We start from the raw sequence: 25036 nt of genomic DNA, 5'->3' as shown, positions 1-25036 counted from the left end.
TATCAATAGCTAAATTTTCTTATCTTTCAAAGAAGGGGAAATTTTCTACTTGTCAATAGATAAAAGAAAAGGCAGAAAGATTGCTATAGCAATCTTTCTGCCCGTTTCTAATAATCCAAATAAACTAGTAATATTTTTTATCGGTTATGCGGTAATATCCCGTTTCGTAAACACAGAATAGCTGATAACTAGGAAAACCACGAGATAAACGACCAAGACGGTAAGAGAAAAAGGCATGGTCATTCCTTCTACGAAAGGCTGACCCATTTCATAAACAGTCAGATCCATATGTGTGAATACAAGATACTTTACGATTTCATAATTTGAGAGCAACAATACAATCGTGTTGCCGGTGAAAAAAATGAACAGGGAAAGGCCGATTGCCATTCCGTTCGAACGAAATACACTGCCGATCATGAAAGCGAAGGTAGCCGTAATGATCACATTGGCAAAGGACAGAATAAGCAAATATAGTCCATGTCCCCACACAGGAACAGAAACGATTGCATTGCCGTCCATCTTGAGTTCTTGACCACCGCCAGAAGGGAACAGAATGTACGCACAGGCTATGGTTACAACAAAACCAATAAGCATCAGCAACATCCCAAACAGCAGAACCGTGATATATTTTGACGTCATGATTTTCCAGCGTTTTACTGGCCGTGTCAGTAACATTTTAATCGTTCCTTGTGAGAATTCAGAAGCAACGATCCCTGCCGCAACAATGACTGTCAGTAACACAACTAGACTGCCAATTCCTACAGGATTAATAATCATAGACTCCCGACTGTCTTGCGCTAAAGGCGGGACATTCTGGTCTAAGCGATATTCCAAAATTTTAGCGGTTTCTTCCGTTTGTTTTCGTTCGCTTTTCGATAAGTCCATTTGAAGTGTTTCGTTCGTAAATTTTAATTGCTCCTGAACATTGGTTTTCCAATCAGTCGGTTCAGTCGTATTCTGACTGTTTATCCACTTCGTCAGTCCCATTAGGCCAATGACGATAGCGATAAGTAACAAAGTCATGAGCCAAGTACCTCTTTTAGCCCAAAGTTTCATCCATTCATTTTGTATGAGCTTCAGCAATCTGCCCACCTCCCGTCATTTCCAAGAATTGATCTTCTAACGTTTTTCGATGTGGCTGTACGGCAAATACTTGGATTCCATTTGCGGTTAGAAGTTGAACGATTGCTGGAATTTGGCTTTTCTCTGCCTGTAACAACAGACCAACAGGCATTGTTTCGACAATGAACCCTTTGGACAAAAGTAATTCCTGTGCATCTTCAGCGGGGGACGCTTCCAGATAATAATGAGATTGCACAGGCTCTGTCATGTCTTGTATATCAACAAGCTTACCGTTTTGGATGACGGCAATCCGGTCGCACATCAATTCGATTTCAGAAAGCATATGACTGGAAACGAAAACAGAGACATTCTCAGTGGCAGCGATTTCTCGCAAATATTGTCGAAACTCTCGAATACCGGCAGGGTCGAGCCCGTTTGTCGGTTCATCTAGAATAAGAAATTCAGGTCGATGCAATAAAGCTTGTGCTAAACCGAGTCGCTGGCGCATTCCAAGAGAGTAGGTGGAGACTTTTTCGTGGATACGTTGTTCCAACCCTACTTGGCTAATGACTTCATCGATTCGTTCTTTGCTTATATCGCTTTGCATGCGCGCAAAATGCAGCAGATTTTTATAGCCAGTCATAAATTTGTACATCTCAGGATTTTCTACGATCACCCCGATTTTTGACAATCCCTCTTCAAAGTCTTCAGACAGTGGTTTTCCATCAATGAGAATTTCGCCGCTCGTTCGTTTCATCAGCCCAACCATCATACGGATGGTTGTAGTTTTTCCAGCTCCATTAGGTCCTAGAAATCCGGTGATTTGCCCGGGATATAACGATAAATTGAGGTCATCAATAATCTTCTTGTTTCCAATGACTTTGGTCAGATTCTTTAATTCTACTATTGGTTTAATAATCATCGAACCTCCTTTTTTTCTACAAGGTGTGTATGGGTACATACCGCCTTGAATAGTGAGTCGTTGTTATATATACGGCTATCAAGAGAAAAAGTTCTGTTTAATAGCAATTAAGCATGATCAAAATCTGAATTGCCATAAATTCGTATCGACAATTGGATGGATAGCCACGTTACCAATGCACTGACCAAGAGAAACAAGAACGCAAAGGTCCATTGATTTGTAGTCAATAGCTGAGCGATATGCATCATCCACTCGTGAGTTGAAGTCATTCTTGGATTTTCCAAAATATTTTTTATTATAGTAAGTGACATCATGGCCAACACGGGAATCATGACAGTCAAAGTGGAGGCCAACACATAGCCAGCTTTAAATTGCAGTGGATAGTAAATAGAAATCAGTAGAAAAAAGCTGCCCAGTGCTATAAGCAATTCAGTTATACTCATCATGCGTGCAGGAAACGGAGCGAACGTTTCAAACAGGAAGATATATATAAGCACTGCCACAGCGGATAGAACAAACCAAATGAGCCCTGCAGCATACTTAGCTAGCACGACTTGTTTCCTCGTGACCGGCAGACTATTTATTAGGACAGACTCCTTTTCAAACGACTTGGTATTGGAAGAAATAGCTATAAAGTAAGCAACAACGGCAAGTAGGATGACATGACGGATCGGTTGACCATCTGTAAAAAAGTTTGTAAATATAATAAACCACAAAATAGTTAGGAAGTAAGTACTCACTCTTTGCGTATATAAATCTTTGCGTATCAAAAGATTCATTGGTATCCACTCCTTACTGTGTAATACATAATGTCTTCGAGTGTCGGTTTTTCCATAAGCAATGCATGAAAGTGACTTAAAGAGGTTTTTACAGAATCCACCAGACATTCAAAGCCTACATCTGTTTCCCTCAACCCGATCACAGGCAATCCATTGAGCAGGCTGCGCTGGTCAGCTGTGCCTTTTACAAGCACATAGCGCTCGGTGAATTCATCCATCTCGCCTTGAAAGATGATTCGTCCATCGTGAATGAAAATAATAAAATCAGCAATCCTCTCTAAATCAGTCGTAATATGTGTTGAAAAGAAGATGGCTTTCTCTTCATCTTGAATAAGTTCTTGCATCAGATCCAGCAATTCTCGACGAACAATAGGATCTAATCCGGCTGTCGGCTCATCCATAATAATGAATTCGGGATGGTGGGCAAGTGCCATCGCGAGTGAAAACTTCATTCGCATTCCTTTTGATAAATGTTTTACGAGTTTAGTAGCAGGGAGGTGAAATTTTTTTAGATAGTAGTAAAATAATTCATCATCCCAATTTTTATAGAAAGGGGATAGAATCCGTTTGTTTTTTTCAATTGAGCTATCCTCATAATAGTAATTTTCATCGTAAACAAACCCAATTCGCTGTTTGATCTTCGCCGTATGTTCGCTATGAGACCTATCAAAAATACGGATATCGCCTTGATCTTGACGGATTAAGTCCATAATGCAGCGAATGGTAGTACTTTTTCCTGCCCCATTCGGTCCAATAAAACCAGTAATGAAACCTTTCTTAATATCAAAGTTCAGATCATTCAGCACAAAGCCAATCAACTGTTTCGTCAAGCGGCGGACTTCCACAACATTTTCCACTTTTCTCACTCCTCATATAACAATGTCAGCATATCAACCAATTCTTCTAATCCCACATCGAAAGCTCGGCTATCTTCAATGACCATTGCCAGTTGATCCTCAATTTTCTTCAATTGCTCTTCCTTCAGCAATTCATGATTTTGTGCTGCGACAAACGAACCTTTTCCCGGGAAAGTTTCAATCAGTCCATCTCTTTCCAGCTCTTCATACGCTTTTTTTGTCGTGATGACACTGACCTGCAAGTCTTTCGCGAGTTTTCGAATGGAAGGCAGTGCTTCCTTCTCCTGTAATTCTTTAAGTAGGATCTGCTCTTTAAGCTGGTTCTTAATCTGTACATAAATTGGTTGGTTCACTGTATTGGAGATGACAATATTCAATACATCACCTCATTTCTTTTCATATACTGTATATGCACAGTATATACAGATAGCTAAGTAGAGTCAAGTGTAGTTAAATAAAAAAACCTTCAAATGAGATTTCATTTGAAGGGAAGGTGCAACTATGCAAAAGCTTTCGAAGAATGATACCGTTTCGGCGTGATTGGTGACGATAGGATTAATAGTACTTAGCCTTAATTATTCGCAAGCTTATAATTAATCACGATTTAGCCTTTTTAATTAACTTCAATAGTTCAGTGAAGCGAGCATCTAGCACGGCGTATTGTGGATCCTTAGGAGTCAAATATGACAATTGTCCAAGCACGGCCTGTTTTTCAGTCTCGAGTGCAAGTAATACTTCATTCATTGTTTGTTTAGCTTGTGGTAAGTGCAGTGTGCCATTTTCAACTGTTACACTGCGAGTAGCTAGTTTTTCCCGAAAGTAGCGGTCGTGGGAAACGAAAATAAGCGTGCCTTCATAAGCCAGTAGCGCATCTTCCAATTGCTCGCGAGACGCAATGTCGAGATGATTTGTTGGTTCGTCTAATAATAAAACATTGCGTCGCTCCATGATAAACTTAGCAATTTTTAATTTAATCCGTTCGCCCATGCTTAACTCATGAATGGCTGTATGCCAGTGTGCATTAGTGAAGCCTAAAAGAATGAGTTGTGTACGGATTGTGCCTTCTTCCTCGAAGTTATCGTACGTAAAGAATTCGGCAACCGTTTGTTCAAGAGGAAGATCGAAAACTGACTGCGATAAATAGCCAATGTTTGCTGCCTCTGTTAGCCAAAGTTCTCCGCTTGTTATCGCAGATGTATATATTGCGTGTAGTAAAGTAGATTTACCGGCTCCATTTGCACCAAGTATTGCAACTTTTTCGCCACGGGTCACAACTAGGTTTACATCTTGTAAAATAGGAGAAACTGCTACGTTTTTTAATTCAATAATGCGTTTGCCTATCGTACGCTCGACGGCAAGCGAGAAATGAATGGTATGTTCCTTGCTGACTTTATCAATGTGATGTTCCTGCAATTGTTGTTCGAGTTTTTTACGTTTCGATTTCACTTGCTTATCTGCACGTTTAGCTTTGGTTCGGTAATATTCCTTCGCGCCCATTGCTTTCGGGTGGTGGGCAGCTGTGGATTCTTTATGCATAGTAGCCGACCATGTCTGGAGCTCATTTAATTGCTGCTCGACACGTGCAATGTGCTTTTGTTGTACAGTGTACGCATGCGCCTGGCTATCACGCTTCGCTTTGCGCCATGTTTCATAATGACTATAATCGCCAGTGACCACATCAATCGCGCCATCATCAATCGCCCAGATAGTCGTGGCGACTTGGTCTAAAAAGAATCGGTCATGTGATACGATTATCCATGTTTTGGAACTTGTTTGGACCAGTTCTGTAAGCTTTGCTAAGCTGTCATCGTCTAGATGATTAGTCGGCTCATCGAGTAAAAGAATCGGTGCGCGCGAAGTTAACGCCTTCGCGAGGCGGAGCTTCAATTGCTCACCTCCGCTTAACTTTTCGTAGGGAAGGGCTGGGACCTGCCAATCACTGAGGAATGCAAGTTCCTCGGATGTAAACTCCAGTTTTTCGCTTTGCGCCTCTTGTGTCATAAGCGCACTTGTTTTTATAGTGTCGTGTAGTTGGTGTAGAAGCGTAGATTTGCCGCAGCCATTAGGCCCGACAATCCCAATGGTTTCACCACGCTCGATCGTCAAGGTAGTTTCTTTGAATAAACGGTGTGTCACAGTAACTTGCATGTAGCATCTCTCCTTAATGTTTAGAAAGAAAAAATCCTTCTAAACAAGTAGTTTAGAAGGATTAGCCATGTTTAAAAATCGCACTATTATTGTGCGAGCGGCAAAATGTACAGACTAATCCTATGGTTCTTGAAAGCGAAAAATATTCGTTTCCTTAATCTTCCACAGATTAGTTATCCATTGTCCACTCGTCACCCCGTTCATATAATTAACCTCAGTATAGTAGGTGCTTGTTGTGTTGTCAAATGGATAAACTAAGGCTTGCAGCACACACATCTAAGCAGCAAGCCTTGGTTTTTAGTTTATTGAAAATTGTGATAGAGTGTTGAGTAAAGGAGTGAACGCAAATGAGCAGGTGTACAATCGACCATTCTCAAAATGATGTCTTGCAAAAGCTGAAAGAACAACACATGTTTTTGCCGAAAGATTTATTCAAGCGTAGTGAGATTTTTTTAAGCAAGCCATTGGATCGAGGGACGTTGAATGAGGTATTTCATCTACTGAAAAAATATGATTTGGCAACAGGAGAAGAAAGAATGGAGCGTAATAAAAACTTGGAAAAACTGTATAGCTAAGTGGATGTTTCTATATTAACTTGCATCGCCTTGCAAAAGAGAGATCGCTGTTTTGAGCAGCTGAATATCTTTTAGGATAAAAGATTTTACATCGGCGGGTGCAGTTTGGTATTCATCGGTCAAAAGTTGCAGCTCTCTGTTGAAGATAAAACTTTCTTGACAATTAGTCATCATTGCAACCCTCCTTATAAGTCATTTTACCCGCCAAATCTATGAGTTAAACAGAGATAAGAGCAAATATTTCATTTAGATGACATTTTGTTTTCTGACGACCTGTAAACGTGTTGGAGACCAAGTGCGTAAAAATTGCTTGGTTCGGTTTCGTCCAATATTGAGCAATTCCTCCATTTGTTCTTCGGTCAGATCAAATTGCGTTGCACTGTAATCATCCACGGGAATAAAGACGATGTTTTTTTCGTGTTCTCGAGAAATATATTTTTCATCATGCGCATTTTTCATCGTGGAAAACAATGCTTCGAATAATTGCAATGCATTGTGAATGGGACGACCGGATGTTTCCTCTTGGCGGCGGCTTAATTTCAATCCAATCAATGGATGGCGTGTATCGTCATCAAAAATCCACATTGGAAAATTACTCAGCACGCCACCGTCTACAACTACTGCTCCCTTTGGTGCATCCAGACGGACGGGTTCAAAGAAATAGGGAATTCCGCAACTCATACGCAATGCTTTCGCAATAGAAAATTTATCGGGATCATAGCCATATTGCTCTAAGTCATCAGGCAACAGCATCATTTTTCCGTTCGTTAAATCAGATGCCACCAGTTTCAACGAGCCTTTCGGCAGATCGCCAAATGCATAGCAACCTTTTCTTGCGAGCTTGTCAAAAAACCAATCCTCTAGTGCTTTTCCTTGATAAAGACCCATTCTCCAATAAAGCGAAACCCATTTCATGAAAGGAAATGGCAGCAAGGTTTTTCGTGGATCAAGCAATGATTGAAAATCTTCTTCCGCTAACATTTTCTCTATCTCATTTGCTGTATATCCTGCAGCCAAAAAGCTTGCTAAAATTGCCCCAGCACTCGTTCCCGCCAAGTTTCTAAAACGATAGCCTTGTTTCTCCAATTCTTGAACGGCACCTACTAATGCAAATCCTTTCAATCCGCCTCCTGAAAAAACTCCATCAATTCGCATGTCGTCCCTACTTTCATTTGTAGTCTTCTTCTACTGTAGAGTCCAGACAACAGAAATAGAACCTGTTAACGGTCTATGTGTATAAAAATATGCATGAAAAATCTCTTTTAGTGAACTATAAGAAGGAATCTTTACAGTTCTGTATTGAATTCGATTATGGATTTACTGAAGGAGGTGTTAGGTATGAGTATGGTTATGCGGGTTGCATTGGCATTGGTCATTATCGGAGCTCTTAACTGGGGATTAATAGGGTTTTTCGGTTTTGATTTAGTGGCAACTATATTTGGGGGGCAAAACACAATACTTGCAAAGATTATCTATGCAATTGTAGGGCTTAGTGGATTGGCAGCGATCGCTCTTTTATTCAAGCCGGATGAAGAGATAGAAGGTGAATACAGTGAAAACCGTGAAGCATTTAGAAATGTGAACTATAACGCTGAATTCGGTGATGAACCAGACTTTACGGCAATGAGAAAAGACAATGAAAGAGACATAACAATTGAGGATGAGGATAAATAGTGAATGATTGATGGAAGACCGGTAAGAAATCGAGCAAATAAATATTAAAGAATTCGAATAGAATAACACAAGATGTCGGAAATCCTCTCTACTTAATGTGGAGGGGATTATTTTTATTCGATACTAGGTTTAAAATTATTAAAAATGTTTTAAAGAAACTAAACTTACGGATACTTTAGACGATAAACTAGTGGGGAAGTACTATATACAGACAGGGAGAATGGATTATGAAAAGGTCGATAAAGACGAAAATCATCAGCAGTTCAATTGTTTTGTTTTTCTTAGGGGCTGCAATTATGACAGCGTTCAGCAGTAATGCAGTACAAAAAAATTCTTTTGAGAACAATGTCGAGGCAAGCGAAGCAATTGTTCATGAACTAAGTCGTTCGACAGGAAAGTACATAGAGCAATTTGAAAAGGGCCTTAGCCAATTAGCAAGTTCTTCGGATTTTAGAGATTATAAAAGTGCGACAGGCGAATCGGAAGTGGATGTGCAGCAACCACTCAATCAAATTCTACTAGACTTTTTAGAAGTTCATGACAAAACCACATTCATTTATTATGCGACACCTGACAAGAATATGTTTCACGTTCCGTTCGTTGAAATGGAAGAGGGCTTTGATCCCACTAGCAGGGGCTGGTATAAAGGGGCAGCAGAAAATCCTGATTCAGTATTTTGGACAGATCCATACATAGACGCGGGAACGAATGAATTGGCCATCACTGGAGCAAAAGCAGTCGAGTTAGATGGTCAAATTGCGGGAGTAATCGGTATAACATTGGATCTGTCTACCTTTACTTCAGAGTTAGAGGAAACAGAGCTGGGCTTTCATGGCTATCCTATTATGCTAGACAAAACCGGTACAGCCATTTCACATCCCACTCTTCAAGGTGAAAGTCTTATGGAGCATCCATATATTGCTGAAATGTATGCAAAAAATAAAGAGTCGGACGTTATCCACTACGAGGTGGAAGGTAACGATCATGTGATGGTCTATTCCACACTCCCTGATTTAGGCTGGAAAATCAGTGCAGTCTATGATAAGAAGGAAATTAACCTGATGGCCAATAAGCTAAGAACATCCATGATTAGTATCACACTTATCACATTGGTCATTTTAGCCGCTTTCCTATATGCCTTAATGTCAAAAACCTTAAAGCCGGTAGATACACTGAAAGATCTCATGGCATCTGTCGCGCAAGGTGATTTAACTGTCCGTTCCAACAATCAATCGAAGGATGAATTTGGTGAACTAGGGAATTCATTCAACACAATGATAGGGCATATGGATACGATCATTACAGTTGTCAATCAATCCGCGGCAGACGTACGAATGAATTCAGAGAGTATGAGCGCGGTAGCAGAAGAAACGAGTGCTTCCAGTTCAGAAGTGGCACATGCAGTTAATGAAATTGCAAAAGGGGCGGCAAAGTCTGCAGAGGATTCGGAAGACGTTACGGTACAGGCAGACTCACTTGGCGAACAAATCAATGAAATTGCAAGCCGTTCTCGCCGAATGACGGAAATGGCGCAGCAAGCAGGTGTGATGAACACAAATGGGTCTGAACAGATGAAACAGATGCAAGGTTCATTTGCCGATTGGGAAAATGATTTAAAATCCATGTTCAGTGTGATTGGGAACTTAGGGAATAAGGTGAAAGCGATCGGCAGTGTTATGGAGACGATTACCGATATTTCTTCTCAGACCAATCTGTTGGCGTTAAATGCGAGTATTGAAGCTGCCCGTGCAGGGGAGCATGGAAAAGGTTTCGCTGTTGTGGCTGAAGAGGTGCGCAAATTAGCAGAGCAATCTGCACGCTCTACGGACGAAGTGAAAGTCACAGTTTTAGAATTACAAGAAGAGTCGCGAATGGTCACGACTCAAATGCAAGAAACTATGGATAATTTTCATCGTCAAAGCAGTGTTGTGGAAGAGACCGAAACAACATTTAAAGATATTTCACACTTGATGAGCGATATGCAAGAGTCCATTGATGATATTTATAGCCAAGTACAAAGCGTGACAACGTATAAAGAGCAAGTGGCTCAGACCATCCAAATGATGGCGGCGACTTCACAGGAAACGGCAGCAGCGTGCGAAGAAGTGAGTGCATCGACAGAAGAGCAGCTACGGGCTACTCAATCCGTCACGGACTCCGCGGTAAAATTAACAGAACTCAGTGAAGAGCTCAGTAAAGTAGTACAACAATTTAAGATCTAATCTTTTAGTAATTTATAAAAATACAACATGTTAAAAATAGTAGGAAACTAAATTAGTGGCTATCCCAAAAAGATGAAACAACTTTTTGGGATAGCCTTTTTATTTTGTTCTCCGGATAAAGCTCAAATGTCGGCCCGCTTGTTTATCTTCACGATAAGAAAAGCCGTCCGTACTTTGAAACGTACACATGCGGTCAACCGAAATATTGCCAGGAGGAATACCGGCCAATTCGCATTGCTTTTTCACCGTTAGCTGGTTGTCGATATGAAATTTATTTGTCACTTCATTGTATTCAATCCATTCGTCTGCATAGCCAAGATCGTGGAATTTTGTATAGACGTCTTCATCGACTTCAAACTTCCTCTGACTAAGCGCCGCGCCCATTTGTACATGCACATGATTGAGGTTGCACTGTTCCGTTTGCTGCAAGTGCTGGAACAGTTTCAGCGTGATTTCCTTCACGGTCCCTTGCCAACCCGAATGAATGACACCGATCAGTGGATTGTCTTCGCTATAAAAAATCACAGGAACACAATCTGCGGTCAAGCTGCATAATACAATGTTCGGTTCAAATGTATACAGCGCATCTGTGTCCGCTATGGCGGTATCTTGACGTAGCGCACCTTTACCCCGATCGTTTTCAGTCACATGATGAAAGTTTGCGCTGTGTGTTTGATTGGCAAAAACGAAATTTGCAGGACTGGACTGTAGAAAGCTGGCTAATCGCTCTCGGTTGTAGAGCACACTTTTAGCAGATTCGCATGCATGAAGTGCCATGTTGTTGCTTTCCGGACTTTCGAAATCTTTCATTGTCATGCCTGCTTGGTGTTTTTCATTTTGGATATATATTTTTGATTTCATGAAGATCCCTCCAGCCTTACTATATGCCAATTTCTTTCCTTAACCCCTGTGAAACACCCGGCTATGCACCATGCACTCTTCTACCTTGTCCCAGTTTAAATCAAATCCAATTCCTGGAGTTGTAGGCACATCAATGAGTCCGTCATTCATGGTGACTTCCGGTAAGATAATATCTTCGTCCCAATAATGAGCGGAAGGAGCGGTGTCACCCGGCAGTGTGAAGCCTGGCAAGCTTGTGATCGCGATATTGTGAGCGCGTCCGACACCTGCTTCGAGCATACCACCGCACCAAAGCGGAATATTATGCTGAACACATAAGTCATGGATTTTCTTCGATTCCGTTAATCCACCCACACGTCCAATTTTTAAGTTGATGATCTTCGTACTGCCGAGTTCAATCGATTTTCGTACGTCTTCCGCGGAATGAATGCTTTCATCCAGACAGATCGGTGTTTCGATATTGGCCTGCAATTGCGCATGGTCCACAATGTCGCCGTGTGCAAGGGGCTGTTCGATCATTGTCAGACCAAACTCATCAAATTTTCGCAAATGCTCGATATCCGCCAACGTATATGCACAGTTTGCGTCCGCCATTAGCTGGATATCAGGAAATTCTCCGCGAATCGCCTGCAGAATATCCAAGTCTCTTTCCGGCATCACTTTGACTTTGATACGTTTGAAGCCACTCTCCAAATAGCCTTCTACTTTCTTCAACAATTTTGCTTCCGTTTCTTGGATTCCTACGCTGACACCTACTTCGATTTGCTTTTTCGTGCCACCTAAAGCGGCAGCTAGCGACATATTCTGTTTTTTTGCACATAAGTCCCAAACAGCACCTTCAATTGCCGCTTTCGCGTTATAGTTCCCTCTGAAGTGATCAAACATCTTCGTAACATCGTCAGGATGCTGAATATCTGACTTCAAAAGTAACGGAATCAAATAATCACTCAGCATATGCCAATTCGTTTGGACCGTTTCTTCATGAAACAGCGGGGAAATCGAAGCAACTGATTCACCGAAGCCGGATTGCCCATCTGCTGATTTCACTTCCACCAAAATAAAGTCTTTGTCCTGCTCCACTCCGACACTCGTCTTGAATGGGTGAAGTAATTGCATTTTCATATACCGCAAAACAACTGTTTTAATTTCCATCATAATTTCCTCTTTTCTCTAAAATATAGACGTAGCCTTCATTGTTTTCGGGATGTTTAAGCAGATCGGTCACGATCCAGCCATTGCTCAAGCAACCTTTAAAGATTTCTCTCGTTTTTTCTCGCCAGATAATTGCTGCTGTCAAATCATGTTGTTTGAGTTCTTGGAAGTTTGCAGGCACTGGAACGATTAATTTCTGATGGTCGGTTTGCCAATTCATATGCTCTGCATGCAAGAAACCATTATCCACACTCGTTTCAACTAGTGAATGTACTTTGTCTAAATCGATAGGCGCAGAATCGGTGGGCTGTTCCCGAATATTCCACTCCACTGTAAAACGATCGGTCGGTATTCCATTGTTCATTCCATCTTCCATTTCTCCGTACGCATTTTCTGTATAATCCACTACTACGGCACGCAGTTTATGTAGATTCAGATTGGCATTGACTGTTTCAAGTGGATCGTATGTCCAAACGATACGATCATACCCTTTTTCGAGTGCCACTTTCTTTTGAGCCACTTTCAATTGTTCACCAATACCCAGTCTGCGGTAATCGGGATGAATGCCTAGACTGTGTGAATAAAGATAGATACTTTTGCCATCGAAACCGGGGAAGCTATATTGAAAACCAATTAGTCGGTCTTCATCAAATGCTCCCAAAATCAGCCCGCCGTTCTTTACGGTAGCGATCGTATGGCTGGTTGGCACGGTGTCTTCCACACTCCAAACGATGGATTCAAGAGCATGAACTTTTTGTAGATCTTCAAGCGAATCGATTGTTCGAATCGTCAGGGTTGAGTTTTTCACAGGATATTCTCCTCCAATTCTTGGTCTGCCTTCATAACCAGCTCAATCAGTATTTTCGTTCCATAAACCAAAGCGTCCGTGTTAAATGTCATTTGCGGATGATGTAGTCCTGGCTTTAAATCGCAGCCTAATCCAATCATCGTAGCTGGAATATGAGGTGTTTTCCATGTGTAAAAATGAAAGTCTTCAGCTCCTTGTGAAATACAAGGGCCGGCAACGTTCTCGCGACCCAATACGGAACCAATTGCATGTTGTGCCATTCGAACGGCAACTGAGTTTTCGGTAGCTGCCGGGGAGTAGCCTATTTGTTCGCAAGCAATGTTCGTCTCTGTCAGCTTTGCGGTGCTCTCGATAATATATTGTGCCTTTGCCAGCAAAGCAACCATCGTTTCATTCGCTTCTGCACGTACATCAAGCGTGAAGCGAGCACTTTCTGGGATGGAGTTACTCGTCTCTCCGCCATGCAGTTCCGTCATTTTAATAGAGTACTTTTTATTGCCTTGCAGACGAATTTGTTTTAATGCTTGAATCAATAAACTCGCCGCTTCAATTGGGTTATTACCTTCCTCTGGCCGTGCTGCATGAGCGGGTGTCCCCATGATGACGCCAGTCAATGTTGCAGATGAACCGTGCAAGATGACAGGGGCCGATTTGCCATAAGGTACTTCCGTGTGTGGTCTTACATGGACACCGCCTAAAAACAAGACATTTTCTAAGACACCCTCCTTCATCATCTGCAATGCTCCTTCAGCTTTTTCTTCAGCAGGCTGGAAGATGAATCGAATAGTATGTTGTAAAGTGGCTTTGCTATTCTGCAGCGCAAGCGCAGCATATAATGCCATTGTGCTATGTCCATCATGGCCGCAAGAATGATTGGCTTTTACAACGCCGTCCACTTCTTGAACCAACGCATCCATATCGGCACGAAGCGCGATAACGCTCTCTTTTTCACCGGGTATTTCTGCAATAAATCCATAGTGATCTGGATATGTTTTGATTTGCAAGCCGGCAACTGAAAGTTTGTCCTGTAGATAGCGAGAAGTTTTCTTCTCTTCCCAGCTAGGCTCTGCCAGTGCATGCAACTCTTGATAGGTTTGTAGAAGTTGTTCTTTATGATCTGAAATGAATTGAATTGGGTTGTTCATTGAGTTATCCTCCATTCTATTCTGAAAATAATTGTTGTTCAGCATATAAATGCTCTAGCTGTTGTTGGCGTTTGGCAATGTGTTCGCAGTCACGTATTCGCATACCTGCAAGAAGCATATCCAATAGACTGATGATCGAGGCAATGGAATGAGCATCTGTCACCTCATTTTCCGAACTCGTAAATGTCATATCCGCTAGTTGACCGATAGGGGATAGTGTTCGGTCTGTAATGCCGATTACTTTTGCTCCTTGCTCTTTCGCAATCGTTGCGGCTTGCACGGTATCTTGACGGTAGCGGGGAAATGAGAAAATTACAGCCGCTGAATTTGTAGTCAAGTCACAAATGTCTTCCGTCATAAATCCAGTAGGACTGGATATTACAACATTGGCTCGCATTTGTTTCAGTGCGTAATATAACCAGTAGGCTGCAGCATATGAACTGCCGAAACCGCCAATATATATTCGATCTGAATGAATAAGCGTCTCTGCCATTGCCCAAACGTCATCCACTTTTATCTGCTCGGCCAGGTTCTGTAAAATGGCTTGCTCTCTTAGGATTACTTGACGAATGAGTTGATTGTCGTTTGTTTGTCCATCTTTTGAAGGCAATACTTCGGAAATGTCTTGTTTAGGTAAAAGCCAATCTTTTCGAAGGGCTTGTTGTAATTCAGAATAACCGCTAAATCCTAATGCATAAGCCAAGCGAATAACTGTCGTTTCACTGACGCCCACTTGCTTTCCGATCTGGAAAGCAGTTAACAATGCAGCTTCTTGGGGTCGTTCTATATAGAAGGCAGCTACTTTCTGTTGACCGGGTGATAAAGAAGAGTAATGTACTTTTATTGTTTCTTGCAATGTTCTCATAAGTCACCTACAATCGTATGAAGTTTATCCTTCCTCTATTAAAACACATTGCATGTAAAACTTCAAAAGTCTGTGAATAAAATTTCTAAGTACATTGACTTTTCAAACCAATTAACTGAGAATAGAAAAAGAACATCTAAGATAGTTACCTGAAGGGGGAAATTTTATGAAGCGATTTTTGTATGCAATGAGTGTAATCTTAGGGTTATTTATCCTCAGCGCTTGTTCGAGTGATAATGACAAAGAGGCGGATGCTTCAAAAGGGAATGGGAGCTCAAAAGAAGGCGGTACGATGGTCTATGCAAGAGGTGCCGACTCTGTAGGATTAGATCCGATCAATATTACAGACGGAGAATCCATTCGAGTGACTCACGCTATTTTTGAAACTTTATTTGAGTATGATAAAGACTTGCAATTACAGCCTAAATTGGCTGAATCCTATAAAACGAGTGAAGATGGCTTAACATGGACACTTGCACTTAAAAAGGGCGTAACTTTCCATGACGGCACTGATTTTAACGCCGATGCTGTCGTGTTTAATTTTGAACGTTGGATGGATACCGAAAACGAATATCATATCGGAGATTTCCCGTACTATCCATTCTTGTATGGTGGATTTAAAGGAGACGAAGAACATAAAATCGACTATGTGAAGGCTGTGGATGAACATACGGTAGAAATCAAGTTGAAGGAAAAGGTCGCTCCATTTATCAGCTATTTGGCAATCCCGATGTTTGGTATTGCAAGCCCGACAGCTATAGAACAGTACAACGAACGATTTTATGAAAATCCGGTAGGTACGGGACCATTCCAATTTGATAGCTGGACACGCAATGACAAAATTGTCGTCAAAGCGAATGAAAATTATTATGTAGAAAGTCAGCCGCTGCTGGATCAGATTATCTTTACAGTTGTTCCGGACAACTCGGCCCGTTTGAATGTTTTGCTGAGCGGAGAAGCAGATTTCATTGATGGGATGAATCCGGAAGACGCAAAAACCGTAGAAAAAGACGAAAAATTAAAACTCGTCAAACGACCAAGTTTCAATGAAGGCTTTATGGTGATGAATACGCAGAAAGCACCATTTGACGATGTCAAAGTGAGACAAGCGATCAATATGGCGATTGACAAGAAGGCACTTGTTGATGGGTTCTACAGTGGATTTGCAGATGTTGCAAAAAGTCCGGTGCCGCCTGCTTTATGGGGGTATAACGATGAAATCGAGGATTATAAATTTGACGTAAAGGCAGCAAAAGCATTGCTTGCAGAAGCTGGCTATCCTGAAGGGTTCGAGACAGAAATCTGGGCGATGAGCAACCCTCGTCCATACCTTCCACAACCAATGAAAACAGCTGAAGCAATCCAAGCCAATTTGGAGGAAATTGGTATCAAAGCAAAAATTGTCACTTATGAGTGGGCAACATATTTGGAAAAGACGGGTGACGGACAGCATCCAATGGCTTTATATGGATGGACTGGTGTTATGGCAGACCCAGACAACTTCCTCTACCCAAATCTGAGCAATACGAATATGGAAACCCCTGCGAACAATTTAGCGTTCTATGATAATGAAGAGTTCCAAGAATTAATTGAACAGGCACGTGTCACATTCGACCAAGATGAACGGGTCGAATTGTATAAGAAAGCACAGGAACGATTCCACTTAGACGCTCCTTGGGTTCCATTGGCGCATACTACACCGCCGATCGCATTTGCTGATTATGTTAAAGGATTTGAGCCGCATCCAATGGAAAACGATAATTATGCTGTAATGTATTTAGACAAATAAGAAGAAGTCGGCAAGAGATGACAGTCCAATCTCTTGCCGGCTTTTTTATTGAATAACACTTCGTACTATAAATAAAGACAACTAGAAAAGACTTCCAAGTATCAAAGACCTAAGGCTAACCAATTGGTCAATATTTGGGGAATAACCGGGAAATTCCTTTTAAACTACTGTGTAAGAAGTTTTCATTTTAAATTTCAGAAAAACACAATATAGACCGCCATGCAAGGGTTTAGGGCTCCTCACGTACTAATAAAATAAAAAACTTCCACATATTCATTTGATTTCTTAATTAATTGAGAGTATAGTGTACAACTGCTATGCAAACTATGTTAATTGGGGGAACCATGAAGAAAATTTCAAATGTCTTTTACATTACAATAGGATTGATCATCTTGGCTGTTGGCTATGGTGTAATTGATCCAGAACATTTTGAGCAGATCACAAACTCCGGCAAAGCATTTGTAGCATCATCGTTTGGTTGGTATTACATGTTGCTCATGACTGCACTCTTGTTACTCAGTATTTTTATGATATTCAGCCCTTATGGAAAGATTCGTTTAGGAAAAGATTCGGATCGACCGCAATTCTCTACAATTACATGGATTGCAATGCTTTTCTCTGCAGGCATGGGAATTGGTTTGGTTTTCTACGGTGCTGCAGAACCTATATCCCACTACGCTGTTCCGGCTACTGAAGATCCTTTCACAGCTGCCGCATTTAAAGAATCGATGCGAAAAACATTTTTACATTATGGTCTTCACATCTGGGCATTGTATGGAATGGTAGCATTGGCTTTAGCATATTCTCAGTTTCGAAAAGGTGAACCTGGTTTAATTTCAGCAACACTGAAGCCGATTTTTGGAGCGAAGATGAAAGGTCCTTGGGGGACAGTAATTGATGTTCTTGCTGTTTTTGCAACAGCTTTTGGCGTAGCAACCTCCCTCGGCTTTGGCGCAGTTCAAATTAATGCAGGTTTGAATTATTTATTCGGATTCTCGATCGGTATACAGTCTCAATTTATCATTGTAACTGTCGTGACGTTTTTGTTTATCGGCTCCGCGTGGTCAGGGTTAAATAAAGGAATACGATATCTATCCAACACGAATTTGATATTAGCTGTCGCGCTTTTAGGGTTTATTTTAATCTTAGGACCGACATTGTTGATCTTGAATATGTTCACAGATTCAGTTGGGGGCTATTTTACTCATCTCATCGAAATGAGTATGGGAACAGCTCCGTTAAATGGAGAAAATCGAGGGTGGCTTGACGGTTGGACAATTTTCTACTGGGCTTGGTGGATTTCTTGGTCTCCATTCGTCAGTATGTTCATTGCGCGTGTCTCAAAAGGACGCACAATCCGTGAGTTTATGGCGGGTGTGCTACTCGTTCCATCATTCTTCGGTTTTATCTGGTTTGCTGCGTTCGGTTCGACAGCTGTAGATATACAGAATTCAGGCGCAGTGGACTTGGCATCTTTAGATATTGAGATAGTTGTGTTTGAAATGTTTAACGAGCTACCATTGTCGTTCTTGATCTCGTTATTCGCCATTCTTCTTGTGACATCTTTCTTCATCACATCAGCAGATTCTGCTACATATGTGCTCGGAATGCAGTCAACGTATGGCTCATTGACGCCGCCGAATTCTGTGAAGGTCATTTGGGGAATCATTCAATCTGCAATTGCATTGATCTTACTTTCAGTAGGTGGTCTCGCTGCTTTGCAAAATACAATCATTATAGCGGCCTTGCCGTTCTCGTTCATCGTCGTGCTGATGATTTACTCCTTATTCAAATCCTTGAATCAGGAATTGTACAAAATGAAATAATGGAAGGAACATGTGGATGGTCACATGTTCCTTTTTGAATTGATTTTGACGGTTCCTAGGCTACATGATACGATCAATTCAATATTTTTAGGATCGGGGGACAAGAGATGAACATCGAAGGAAAACTCAAAGAACTAGGAATTGAATTACCACCAGCTTCACGGCCTATGGCGAACTATCAGATGACTGCCCGTCTGGGAAGTGCACTTTACACATCAGGTGCCGGTTATATGCGTGAAGGAAAAGCAATGATTACAGGAAAACTGGGCGATGATGTTTCAATGGAGCAAGGCTATCAGGCAGCCCGAGAAACGGCTCTTCAGTTAATGAGCAATCTGCGGGCCGAGCTTGGTTCATTGGATAAAATCAAAAGCTTTGTGAAGATCTTAGGCTTTGTTAATTCGACTGATGATTTTATTCGGCAGCCGGAAGTGATCAACGGAGCATCAGATGTTATTGTCGAAGTGTTTGGCGACAAAGGAGAGCATGCTCGCTCAGCGATCGGCGTCAATACGCTTCCGTTTGATATTCCTGTCGAAATTGAGCTTATTGTGGAAGTGGAAGAAGAATAATCGAGCCAGCCTATAATGAGGCTGGTTTTTTGTTTTTAAAGCAATTGGAAGTCGGGGATGGTAAAATAATAGAAACAGCTATGATTAACGCATTACTGTCCAAGTGTTCTTGTTGTACAGTAATTGTTTTTTAGAATATCAATGAATAAAAAGGAATAGGTGTACATCATGAGTTTATTAACAGTGAAAAATATTAGTCATGGATTTGGAGATCGGGCGATTTTCGATGACGTGTCGTTTCGTTTGTTGGCAGGGGAACATATCGGATTGATAGGTGCGAACGGAGAAGGGAAATCTACGTTCATGAATATCATCACGCACAAGCTGGAGCCAGATGCAGGGACAGTGAATTGGTCGAAACGTGTACGGATTGGATATTTGGATCAACATGCCGTTTTGAAACAAGGAATGTCGATTCGCGATGTATTGCGTACGGCATTTCAGTATTTATACGACATGGAAACTGAAATGAATGAACTGTTTGCTAAGATGGGTGAAGTAGAGCCGGATGAATTGGAAAGCCTTTTGGAAGAGACGGGACAGATTCAGGACACATTGGAGCAAAGTGGATTTTATATGATCGATGCGAAAGTGGAAGAAGTGGCGAACGGTCTTGGTTTGAATGAATTCGGTCTGGATCGGGACGTACACGACTTAAGTGGTGGACAACGGACCAAAGTATTGCTAGCGAAGCTTTTGCTTGAGAAGCCGGATATTTTGCTGTTGGATGAGCCAACGAACTACTTGGACGTAGAACATATCGAGTGGCTACGTACCTACTTACAGGAATACCCTGGTGCATTTATTTTGATTTCGCACGATATTCCATTTTTGAACAATGTCATCAATTTAATTTATCATATGGAAAATCAGAAAATTAATCGCTACCCAGGCGATTATAACGAGTTTTTGCGCGTGCATGAGATGAAACAACAGCAAGTGGAAGCTGCGTATAAGAAGCAACAGAAAGAAATCGCCAATTTGAAAGATTTCGTTGCACGTAATAAAGCAAATGCTGCGACAAGCCGAATGGCGATGTCCCGTCAGAAGAAGCTGGATAAAATGGATGTAATTGAACTGGACTCTGAAAAGCCGAAGCCGCATTTTGATTTCAAAACGGCACGGACGCCAGGTAAGTATTTATTCGAAACGACTGGACTCGTAATTGGTTATGACGAGCCCCTTTCAAAACCACTCGACCTGACGATGGAACGAGGACAAAAAATTGCATTGGCAGGAGCGAACGGTATTGGGAAAACAACACTTTTGAAAAGTATTCTCGGTGAAATTCCGGCTTTGCAAGGAAAAGTAGAGCAGGGAGAACATTTATCCATTGGTTATTTTGAACAGGAAATGAAAGCTGAGACAGATAATACATGTCTGGAAGAAATTTGGAGTGAGTTTCCGCACTTTGCACAATATGAAGTACGTGCTGCTTTAGCACGTGTCGGATTGACGACGAAGCATATCGAGAGCAAAGTGAAAGTGTTAAGTGGAGGGGAACGTGCGAAAGTACGACTATGTAAGCTGGTAAATCAGGAGACAAATTTATTGGTACTGGATGAGCCGACCAATCACTTGGATGCTGATGCAAAAGAAGAGTTGAAGCGTGCATTGAAAGAATATAAGGGCAGTATCTTACTCATCTCACATGAACCCGATTTTTATGAAGATGTTGTTTCAACCGTGTGGAATGGCGAAACATGGACGACAAAATTTTTTTAATTGACAAAATCCTACAATGTTCCACGTGAAACGTTAAAAAATCCAGCCGTTTACTTGGTTGGGTTTTTTACTTACTATTTACTTACTCAATTTTAAACAAGAGTTATTTAGTTAGATAAGAATGAGACAGATGAGGATTTAAAAGCCAGAATGATATATCCTTTAAAGGATGTGTCGTTCTGGCGTTTTTTAATTCATTTTTTCAATAGCAAGTAACAAAAGTACGGGGCTCCTATCAATGAGACGATGATGCCTGCGGGAATTCCATCTGGTTCTAAAATATTCCGTCCCAACGTATCCGCTAGCAACAATAGAAAGCTACCGATCAGAATGGCAATAGGTAAATTCAATCGATGGCGCGGGCCAACTAAGGACTTTGCAATATGTGGCGCCATTAAACCAATAAATGCAATTCCGCCTGTAACAGATACAGCAGAAGCAGCTAATGCAACTGCTGTAAGTAACAAAATCAACCGTTCTCGTTCAACTGAAACACCAACCCCTGTAGATATAGATTCATTCAGACCTAATAAATCCAATCGATATGCTTTATAGAGAGCGAAAGGTATCAATATCAGCAGCCAAGGCAGAAGAGCCCAAATATACGGCCAATCAGTGCCCCAAATATTACCTGCAATCCACCTGGAAATGAAATCAACCTTTTCCCGTTTAGCAGAGGAGGTGATCACAACCATGATTCCAGAAAGTGCCATGGAAAACCCAATTCCGACAAGTACAAGCCGCATAGGCTGCAGTCCGGATTTACGGCTGTATGCAAATAGATAAATGAGAACAGACGTCACAATAGCACCTGCAAATCCTACCAGCGGTAAGAAAAATGAGAATGATCCTGCTTCGATCGGAAAAAATAGGAAGAATATTGCAATCGCCACGCCAGCGCCTGAATTAATTCCGATAATTCCAGGATCGGCTAAATCATTTCGTGTAATTCCTTGTAAAATAGCACCGGACAGGGCGAGTGCGGCACCGGCTAGAAGGGTGATGATGATTCGCGGAAGACGGATCGAAAACAGTACGAATTCTTCTTTGAATGTTCCTTGACCAAGTAAAGTAGGGATTATTCGATTCCATTCGATAGATGCATAGCCAAGTCCCATCGCAACTGTGGTCAGCAGCAATATTAAAACAGTTAAGCAGCCGGCTAAGAGACGCTGCTTTTTTCTTGTAGCGGGAAGAATCATGAGAATGCACAGCCTCCTTTACGGACAATCACTAAAAAGAACGGTAGACCAATTATAGCAATCAAAGCGGCTACAGGTGTTTCAAAAGGTGCCTGCAAGGTTCTGCCGAGTATATCAGCGAGCAACATAAAGCTTCCGCCTATTACTACGGATACAGGGATGATGAATCGATAATCCGTTCCGACGATTGCACGTACAATATGCGGAATCATGAGTCCTACAAACGCCAGATTGCCGACTAATGCCACTGCGGCTCCGGCCAATAGAATAATGATTAGGAATAGAATGACTTTCACTTTGAAGGTATTTTGTCCAAGTCCAATTGCAACCTCTTCATTTAAGCTCAATAAAGTCAGCTGGCGGGACAGCAAAATTGCGATGAAAATCCCAGCGAGAATGACAGGCACGATCACCTGCAGCTGTCCCCATGCAGTGCCGATCAATCCGCCTGCAGTCCACATGGAAACATCTTTGGAAATCTTAAAATACAGACCAACCCCTTCTGCAATTGCAAATAAGAAGGTGGACACTGCAGCTCCGGCCAGAACCAATCGAATAGGCGCGAATCCTCCACGTTTGGCAGAGGCGATACCGAAAACGAGAAGAGCGCCGACAGCAGATCCTATGAAGCAAGCAATCATAATTCCAAAATAATTAACGGCAGGCACCAATGCAAGAGTAATAGCCAGAGCGGCATTGGCCCCGGCAGTCAGTCCGAGTAGTCCAGGATCTGCCAGCGGATTTCTTGTCATGCCTTGCATGATGGCCCCTGAGACCGCTAACGCGGCGCCGACAGCCAGTGCACCGATTTCGCGAGGCATACGGATTTCCTTTAGGATCAGAGCGCTTTGTTGTTTGCTGCCTGTGAATGACAGCCAGACATCCCTCCAGGAAGTGTGGGCGGCTCCAAGCTTCATAGCCAGCAGAAATACAATCAGTAAAAGCAGTATACTCGCCAGCAACTTGATACTAAAAGGAGTAGTTTTTCTTTTCTGTTCTTTCATTTGGACCGTTCCTGCCTTTCCGTTCATTAAAAAAGGAGCCCGCTTCTGTGGTAGAGGGGCTCACTGTTCGATTATTAGTTAGTGCCCAAAAAATGCTTTGTAAAGAATTCTAGTTGATATTCCAATGTCAGCGGATCGTTGAAATAAAATTCCTCTCCATTGGCTTCAAACACTTGATTGTTCTTCACTGCCGGGATATTTTTATAGGTATCTGTTTCCATGAAGGAATTATCCGCTGCATCAAAGGAACTTAAGATCATGTAGTCTCCTGCAAATTCAGGCAACACTTCAGTGGAAAGTGCGTAATAGCCTGGTTCCATTGCCATTTCTTTTACTTTCTCGGGCATAGCAAGTTTCATTTCTTGATAAAGGATTTCTGTACCGCGCCCCCAACTGTCGCCATAAACATATAATTGTTTGTCAAAGTTTTCGATAACAGAAACGGTAGAATCTTCACCGATTTTTTCTTTAATCTTTTTACCTGTATCTTGTGCACGCTGTTTAAAGTCTTCCACCCACTTTGTCGCTTCTTCCTCTTTGTTGAGAAGTTTTCCAATTTCAATATGTTGTGTCAGATAATCTACTTTGCCGTATGTATAGGTCACAGTAGGAGCAATTTCCTTCAATTTATCAATATTTTTAGTGGTAGAAAATCCAATAATTAAATCGGGTTCAAGCTCAATGATTTTCTCGATGTTTTCTTCGGATACTTCTTCTACGTCACGTAACGCGGAATCAAAACGGGGATTCGACTTTGACCATGAATCGACGCCGATCAAATTCACATCAAGTGCCATAACATTACCCGCAAAGCTGGCCAGCACCACGACTTTTTGTGGATCTGCCGGAACTTCCACTGGACCATCTTCAGATTCATATGTGATCGTATCGCTTTTTCCTTCGTCTTCTTTCACTGTGTTTTTATTCGATGATTCATCCTGTTTGTTTCCACAAGCCCCTAACGCAAGTGCGAGAAGCAAAATGGCGGGTAATATAAATTTCTTCATTTTCTATTATCTCCTTTATGTAGATCGTATGTAATGCACAGCGGTTTTCCAGTCCTTGGATCTATGCCGATTTCGGCATCAATTCGAAACACTTGGCGCAATATATCTGGCTGGATGACTTCCTCGCATATCCCGGCACGAATAATCTCTCCATCTTTCATTGCGACAATGAAATCAGCAAAGCGTGCGGCTTGATTCAAGTCGTGAAGCACCATCACAATTGTGCGCTGCTGTTCAATGTTTAACTTCTGAAGCAGTTCTAGCACTTCAAGCTGATGCGCCATATCCAAATAGGTTGTCGGTTCGTCGAGGAAAATGATGTCTGTCTCCTGGGCAAGAGCCATTGCTATCCAAACACGTTGACGCTGACCACCTGATAAGGCATCCACTTGACGATATTTGTATTCACTTGTATTGGTCACTTCTAAAGCCCAATCAATCACTTCTGTATCATGCGTTGTGAGTCGGCCCATCGCATTTTGATAAGGGAATCTTCCATATGAAACCAATTCACCGACCGTTAAACCGCTGGCGGCTTCCTGTGTTTGAGGGAGGATCGCCATTTTCTGTGCTAACTTTTTCGTATTTTGTTTGGCGATATTTCCACCATCCAACACAACTTTTCCTGCTTGATGGGGGATCAATCGGGTAACAGCTTTCAGAAAGGTAGATTTTCCACATCCGTTGGCACCGATAATGGCCGTCACTTTTTGATCTGGTATTTGCACGGATATTCCTTTAACGATCAGACGATCGTCGTATGAAATTTGCAAATCCTCTGTATATAAACGAACCATTTATAATATTCTCACCTTTCTTACATGAAATTGGTTGATAATGA

Annotated in this window: 24 protein-coding genes; 7 read left to right on the top strand and 17 right to left on the bottom strand. The window is 41.7% G+C overall.

The features are described from left to right. Positions 1 to 144 precede the first annotated feature (144 nt). The 6 genes from MKX97_RS17720 to abc-f form a co-directional block, all read right to left on the bottom strand. Entirely contained in the window at positions 145 to 1092 is a 948-nt protein-coding gene (locus MKX97_RS17720; protein ID WP_340760790.1) for an ABC transporter permease, read from the bottom strand. After that, entirely contained in the window at positions 1061 to 1984 is a 924-nt protein-coding gene (locus MKX97_RS17715) for an ABC transporter ATP-binding protein (protein WP_078818728.1), read from the bottom strand. The genes MKX97_RS17720 and MKX97_RS17715 overlap by 32 nt, the downstream gene beginning before the upstream one ends. A gap of 107 nt (positions 1985 to 2091) precedes the next feature. Next, positions 2092 to 2763, bottom strand: coding sequence for an ABC-2 transporter permease (locus tag MKX97_RS17710; protein WP_176132620.1), 672 nt, complete (start codon positions 2761 to 2763; stop codon positions 2092 to 2094). Further along, positions 2760 to 3620, bottom strand: coding sequence for an ABC transporter ATP-binding protein (locus MKX97_RS17705; RefSeq protein WP_342536603.1), 861 nt, complete (start codon positions 3618 to 3620; stop codon positions 2760 to 2762). Before MKX97_RS17705 ends, MKX97_RS17710 begins: the two co-directional genes overlap by 4 nt. 5 nt (positions 3621 to 3625) lie before the next feature. Further along, positions 3626 to 3997: a GntR family transcriptional regulator gene (locus MKX97_RS17700; RefSeq protein ID WP_078818725.1), complete on the bottom strand. Its 372-nt coding sequence runs from the start codon at positions 3995 to 3997 to the stop codon at positions 3626 to 3628. A 220-nt stretch (positions 3998 to 4217) separates the two neighbouring features. Continuing rightward, positions 4218 to 5768: an ABC-F type ribosomal protection protein gene (abc-f, locus tag MKX97_RS17695; RefSeq protein WP_009499265.1), complete on the bottom strand. Its 1551-nt coding sequence runs from the start codon at positions 5766 to 5768 to the stop codon at positions 4218 to 4220. A gap of 347 nt (positions 5769 to 6115) precedes the next feature. Here abc-f and MKX97_RS17690 point away from each other — a divergent pair, with 347 nt between their 5' ends. After that, the gene (locus tag MKX97_RS17690; RefSeq protein ID WP_342536602.1) at positions 6116 to 6343 is read left to right on the top strand and encodes a hypothetical protein; all 228 of its coding nucleotides are present in this window, start codon (positions 6116 to 6118) and stop codon (positions 6341 to 6343) included. Between the two features lie 15 nt (positions 6344 to 6358). Here the strand turns inward: MKX97_RS17690 and MKX97_RS17685 are convergent, their stop codons facing one another. Together MKX97_RS17685 and MKX97_RS17680 are read right to left on the bottom strand one after the other, a co-directional pair. Further along, positions 6359 to 6517: a hypothetical protein gene (locus MKX97_RS17685; protein ID WP_009499263.1), complete on the bottom strand. Its 159-nt coding sequence runs from the start codon at positions 6515 to 6517 to the stop codon at positions 6359 to 6361. A gap of 72 nt (positions 6518 to 6589) precedes the next feature. Continuing rightward, positions 6590 to 7498, bottom strand: a complete 909-nt coding sequence (locus MKX97_RS17680) for a patatin-like phospholipase family protein (protein ID WP_221837473.1) — start codon at positions 7496 to 7498, stop codon at positions 6590 to 6592. Positions 7499 to 7681: 183 nt separating this feature from the next. Between MKX97_RS17680 and MKX97_RS17675 the strand changes: the two genes are divergently transcribed. Beyond that, positions 7682 to 8017 (top strand): DUF378 domain-containing protein, encoded by a 336-nt coding sequence (locus MKX97_RS17675; RefSeq protein WP_040759996.1) that lies wholly within the window; start codon positions 7682 to 7684, stop codon positions 8015 to 8017. Between the two features lie 227 nt (positions 8018 to 8244). After that, a complete protein-coding gene (locus MKX97_RS17670) occupies positions 8245 to 10239 on the top strand; it encodes a methyl-accepting chemotaxis protein (RefSeq protein ID WP_342536600.1) in 1995 nt (664 codons plus the stop codon). 99 nt (positions 10240 to 10338) lie between these two features. On the opposite strand, the gene MKX97_RS17665 is transcribed toward MKX97_RS17670, so the two are convergent. The 5 genes from MKX97_RS17665 to MKX97_RS17645 are packed head-to-tail and all read right to left on the bottom strand — an operon-like array spanning position 10339 to position 15070. Beyond that, on the bottom strand, positions 10339 to 11100 hold the full coding sequence (locus MKX97_RS17665) for a polyphenol oxidase family protein (RefSeq protein ID WP_340760776.1): 762 nt from the start codon (positions 11098 to 11100) through the stop codon (positions 10339 to 10341). Between the two features lie 39 nt (positions 11101 to 11139). After that, a complete protein-coding gene (gene menC, locus MKX97_RS17660; protein ID WP_342537532.1) occupies positions 11140 to 12252 on the bottom strand; it encodes an o-succinylbenzoate synthase in 1113 nt (370 codons plus the stop codon). After that, positions 12242 to 13060, bottom strand: coding sequence for a GNAT family N-acetyltransferase (locus tag MKX97_RS17655; RefSeq protein WP_340760773.1), 819 nt, complete (start codon positions 13058 to 13060; stop codon positions 12242 to 12244). Before MKX97_RS17655 ends, menC begins: the two co-directional genes overlap by 11 nt. Next, a complete protein-coding gene (locus MKX97_RS17650) occupies positions 13057 to 14205 on the bottom strand; it encodes an amidohydrolase (RefSeq protein ID WP_342536599.1) in 1149 nt (382 codons plus the stop codon). The genes MKX97_RS17655 and MKX97_RS17650 overlap by 4 nt, the downstream gene beginning before the upstream one ends. 16 nt (positions 14206 to 14221) lie before the next feature. Continuing rightward, positions 14222 to 15070, bottom strand: a complete 849-nt coding sequence (locus tag MKX97_RS17645; protein WP_340760769.1) for a MurR/RpiR family transcriptional regulator — start codon at positions 15068 to 15070, stop codon at positions 14222 to 14224. A 166-nt stretch (positions 15071 to 15236) separates the two neighbouring features. On the opposite strand from MKX97_RS17645, the gene MKX97_RS17640 reads away from it, so the two are divergent. From MKX97_RS17640 to MKX97_RS17625, 4 genes are all read left to right on the top strand, one after another. Then, positions 15237 to 16859, top strand: a complete 1623-nt coding sequence (locus MKX97_RS17640; RefSeq protein ID WP_340760767.1) for an ABC transporter substrate-binding protein — start codon at positions 15237 to 15239, stop codon at positions 16857 to 16859. A gap of 344 nt (positions 16860 to 17203) precedes the next feature. Continuing rightward, positions 17204 to 18685 carry a BCCT family transporter gene (locus MKX97_RS17635; RefSeq protein ID WP_040759993.1) on the top strand — a complete coding sequence of 494 codons (1482 nt, stop codon included), beginning with the start codon at positions 17204 to 17206 and terminating at the stop codon, positions 18683 to 18685. 107 nt (positions 18686 to 18792) lie between these two features. Then, positions 18793 to 19257 (top strand): RidA family protein, encoded by a 465-nt coding sequence (locus MKX97_RS17630; protein WP_040759991.1) that lies wholly within the window; start codon positions 18793 to 18795, stop codon positions 19255 to 19257. Positions 19258 to 19425: 168 nt separating this feature from the next. Next, positions 19426 to 20982 carry an ABC-F family ATP-binding cassette domain-containing protein gene (locus tag MKX97_RS17625; RefSeq protein WP_078818720.1) on the top strand — a complete coding sequence of 519 codons (1557 nt, stop codon included), beginning with the start codon at positions 19426 to 19428 and terminating at the stop codon, positions 20980 to 20982. A 194-nt stretch (positions 20983 to 21176) separates the two neighbouring features. Here MKX97_RS17625 and MKX97_RS17620 read toward each other — a convergent pair whose 3' ends face one another. The 4 genes from MKX97_RS17620 to MKX97_RS17605 all read right to left on the bottom strand — a co-directional run bounded on the left by MKX97_RS17620 (position 21177) and on the right by MKX97_RS17605 (position 24992). After that, positions 21177 to 22184 (bottom strand): iron ABC transporter permease, encoded by a 1008-nt coding sequence (locus MKX97_RS17620; protein WP_342536598.1) that lies wholly within the window; start codon positions 22182 to 22184, stop codon positions 21177 to 21179. Further along, positions 22181 to 23188 (bottom strand): iron ABC transporter permease, encoded by a 1008-nt coding sequence (locus tag MKX97_RS17615; RefSeq protein WP_342537531.1) that lies wholly within the window; start codon positions 23186 to 23188, stop codon positions 22181 to 22183. Before MKX97_RS17615 ends, MKX97_RS17620 begins: the two co-directional genes overlap by 4 nt. A 74-nt stretch (positions 23189 to 23262) precedes the next feature. Next, on the bottom strand, positions 23263 to 24195 hold the full coding sequence (locus MKX97_RS17610) for an iron-hydroxamate ABC transporter substrate-binding protein (protein WP_078818718.1): 933 nt from the start codon (positions 24193 to 24195) through the stop codon (positions 23263 to 23265). Then, on the bottom strand, positions 24192 to 24992 hold the full coding sequence (locus MKX97_RS17605; RefSeq protein ID WP_342536597.1) for an ABC transporter ATP-binding protein: 801 nt from the start codon (positions 24990 to 24992) through the stop codon (positions 24192 to 24194). The genes MKX97_RS17610 and MKX97_RS17605 overlap by 4 nt, the downstream gene beginning before the upstream one ends. Positions 24993 to 25036 lie beyond the last annotated feature (44 nt).

The sequence above is a fragment of the Sporosarcina sp. FSL K6-3508 genome (assembly GCF_038615825.1).
In the GTDB taxonomy this organism is placed as follows: Bacteria; Bacillota; Bacilli; order Bacillales_A; family Planococcaceae; genus Sporosarcina; species Sporosarcina newyorkensis.
This window is presented reverse-complemented; position numbering and strand designations above follow the sequence as displayed.